Below are 3,468 nucleotides of genomic sequence, written 5' to 3'. Positions count from 1 at the left end.
CGTCGCCCTCGGGTTCGTTCCGTCCCTCGGAGCCTGGGGCCTCGGCGGCGGGGAACACGACGCGCGCGTTCGGCGCGGTGCCGGGCCCTGCCGCACCGGGGGGCTCGACGCAGGCGTTCGGGGCGGTGGCCGGCCCTTCGGAGTCCTCCGCGCCGCGTTCCCGGTCCTTCGAGAACATCTCGCCCTCGGACGACACGGTGAGTCCACCCGGGTCCGCCGCTGGCGCCTCCCGCTCCAAGCTCGTTCCGGAAGGCCACGGCGACGCGCCCTGGGCGACGGGCGCGCCGACCGCGACCGTCTCCCTGCCCGACGACGACGCGCCCTTCGCTCGCACCGAGCCCTCCAGGGCCGCGGCGCCACCGCCTTCCGGCGGCGCATCGCTGCTCGGGAGTGGGCTGGACCGGCCCCTTCCGTCGCGCAAGCCCTCCAGCGACCTGCCTCCGGAGCTGCTCGGGGCCTCCCGCACCGGCTCCGTGGTGATCGAGGACGGCGACAGTCGGTCCTCCACGCTGAGCCGGGGGCTCCTCGTGCTCGCGGTGCTCGCGGGCATCGCCCTGGCCGGGTACCTGGCGTATCCCGCCTTCCGCGACCGCAACGCCGCCATGCCGGCGGAGGCCGTGGACAAGAAGGAAGCCGCCGTCAAGTCCCTGCGCCGTGATGACGCTGCTTCGCGCGAACAGGCCATCCAGGACCTCGAGGCCCTGGCCACCGCGCACCCGAAGTACGCCGAGGTCCAGGCCGAGCTGGCCGTGGCCTACACCCTCCAGCTGAGCGACCTGCACGCGCGGTTCGACCAGCTGCGCCTCCAGGCGGAGCTGTTCAAGCGGCAGCTCGACGAGGTGCGCTCCGCCAGGTCGTCGCCCGCTTGGATGGGGCAGGCGAACGCCCTCCGCGCGGAGATGAGCGAGGCCGAGCGCGCCATGGCTCCGATGCGCACGACCATCGCCGAGCGGCGCAAGGAGCTCGACGCGCTGGTGGAGAGCCTCCGGGCCGCGCCGGACGTGGAGCCCGCCGCCACCGTCGCCGCGCGCCTCAAGGCCCAGGCCCTCTACGCCGCGGTGACGGGCGCCTCCAACGCGCTGGGCCTCGCGGAGCGCCTGCGCCAGGCGGAGCTCACGCCGTCCTGGAGCGTCGTGGCCCGCGCCGAGTTCGCCCTCAGCTCCGGCTCTCCCGCCGCCACCCTCCAGGCCGTCTCCAAGGAGCTGGGCGCGCTGCGCACCCAGGACCGGACCTTCCTGCGGCCCTACTTCCTGGGCGCCCGGCTGGCGCTGCGCCAGAACGACCCGGACACGGCCCGGAGCCTGCTGAACGAGCTGCTGGCGCTCAATCCCAAGCACGAGCTGGCGAAGCGCACGCTCGCCCAGCTCCCCGCCGCTGGCGCCACGCCCTGAAACGTTGACCGGATCACCTCCGTCTCACCCTGGAGAAACTCCAGTCCTCCCCAGGGGCTCGTTGGCTCTCTCGCCCTGAAGTCCCTCTGAACGTCCAGGCACGCGCCTTGCTTTGTCCACGGGCGTCGAGGACTCGGGGTTGGGAGGGTGGTCGATGGCGGAGGTCTTCTTCTGGTGCGCGGCGCTGGCGCTGGTGCACACGTATTTTCTCTATCCCTTGAGCCTGTTCGCCCTGGAGGGCGCGGCGCAGGTCTTCCAGAACCTGCGGAAGGTGCGCTCGGGGGAGGCCGCCCGGACGGGCGTCAGGGCCGGGCCGCCGCCGTCGGTGAGTCTGGTGGTGGCCGCCTACAACGAGGCGAGCTGCATCGAGTCGAAGCTGAAGAACAGCCTGGCGCTGGACTACCCTGCGGACCGCTTCGAGGTCGTCATCGGCTCGGACGGCTCCACGGACGGCACGGACGGGCTCGTGCAGCAGTGCACGGATGACCGCGTGCGGCTGTCGCCCGCGCCCCGCGCCGGCAAGACGACGGTGCTCAACCGCTGCATCCCGTCCGCGCACGGCGACATCGTGCTCCTGTCGGACGCGAACACGATGATCGAGCCGGACGCGGTCCGGAAGATCGTCCGCCACTTCGAGGATCCGGAGGTCGGCGCGGTCTGCGGCAAGCTGCGGCTCTACAACCCCACGAAGCAGGACTACGAGGAGAGCGCGTACTGGAGCTACGAGTCCCTCATCAAGATGTACGAGGGCCGGCGCGGCGCGGTGGTGGGGGCCAACGGCGGCCTCTACGCCATCCGGCGCTCGCTCTTCACGCAGCTGCCGCCGTCCACCATCGTGGATGACTTCGTGATTCCGCTGCGCATCCTGGAGAGCGGCTACAAGGTCGTCTACGAGGAGGGCGCCGTCGCCCACGAGGAGAGACGGAGGACTACGGCAAGGAGTTCGGCCGGCGCGCGCGCATCGCGGCGGGCAACTTCCAGAGCCTGCGCCTCGTGCCCGGGCTGCTGCTGCCCACCGCGGGCTTCCCCGCGTTCGCCTTCTGGTCGCACAAGCTCTTGCGCTGGTGCGCTCCCGCGCTGATGGCGGCGGCGCTCCTCGCGAACCTCTTCCTGCTCGACAGCCTCTTCTACCGCTTCACGCTGGGCGCGCAGCTGGGCTTCTACGCCCTGGCGTACCTGGGCCGCTCCGGCGTCTTCAAGCGCGGCGCCGCGAAGAAGGCCACGTCCATCGCGTACTACTTCGTGACCATGAACATGGCGATCGCCGTGGGCTTCTGGCGCTTCCTGCGCAACTCGCAGCGCGCCGCGTGGGACCGCACCGCCCGCGTGCCGACCTCCACGTCGACCTGACCTTCACCCGCCTTTGCAGTGCAGGCCCGTCGGTTCCCCGCGGCGCTCCGGCTGGTTCCGGAAGCGCACGGCTGGAATCGACGGGCTTTCCTTTTGGGTCCTACCGGGCCGCGACCGCCAGGGGCTTCGCCGGGCCGGAGGGCAGCACGCTGCCGAACGCGGCGAAGAGCTGGCCGGTGAGCACGTGCGGCTGGCCGGGGGCGGGGCTTCGCAGCATGTCGTTGAGCACCTCGCCCGTCTTCGGATCGCGGGGCAGGTGGGGGCGCGCCAGGTTCATCCGGTAGCGCACCACGCCGCGCTTCACGCGGTGGATGACGGTGACGGTGCCGTCCGCGTCCACGCCGTCCACCAGCCCCACGTGGGTGAGGCCGTCGTTGCGCCGGCCGTCGCGGTTCTGATCATACGTCTCGCGGAAGAACACCAGGTCGCCCGGCACGGGGCGCCCGTCCGTGTACACGCGGCCGTTCGCCCGGGCGTAGCGGTACATCGCGGTGACGCCGTTGTCCCCGGGCTTCAGCGTGCCCCGGAACCTCACGCCCGCCTGGGCGTACGTGGCCTCGATGAGCGCCGTGCAGTCCGCCGGGTAGCGCCGGCCGTTCACCCGCACCGTGGACTGGCCCACCAGGGCGCGCGCCGTGGCCAGCACGCGCTCGCGCGGGGTGCCCGTGGGGGCGGGGTTGACGGGCGTCTGCTTCACGGGCGTGACGGTGGGGCGCCGCTTCGCGGG

At 72.3% G+C, this 3,468-nt stretch carries 2 protein-coding genes and 1 pseudogene; 2 read left to right on the top strand and 1 reads right to left on the bottom strand.

The features are described 5' to 3' along the window. Together ACLEQD_RS39550 and ACLEQD_RS39545 are read left to right on the top strand one after the other, a co-directional pair. Window positions 1–1,391: hypothetical protein (locus ACLEQD_RS39550; protein WP_410391094.1), on the top strand; the 1,391-nt coding region annotated here is incomplete at its 5' end. A 154-nt stretch (window positions 1,392–1,545) separates the two neighbouring features. Continuing rightward, window positions 1,546–2,741 (top strand): annotated as a pseudogene (locus ACLEQD_RS39545) (glycosyltransferase family 2 protein). A gap of 100 nt (window positions 2,742–2,841) precedes the next feature. On the opposite strand, the gene ACLEQD_RS39540 reads toward ACLEQD_RS39545, so the two are convergent. Continuing rightward, window positions 2,842–3,468, bottom strand: a 627-nt coding sequence (locus ACLEQD_RS39540) for a CHAP domain-containing protein (protein ID WP_410391093.1), incomplete at its 5' end; no start/stop codon positions are given.

It is taken from the genome of Corallococcus sp. 4LFB, from assembly GCF_046520365.1.
Lineage (GTDB): Bacteria > Myxococcota > Myxococcia > Myxococcales > Myxococcaceae > Corallococcus > Corallococcus caeni.
Note: the sequence above shows the minus strand (reverse complement) of the source record. Positions and strands in the feature narration are given on the sequence as shown.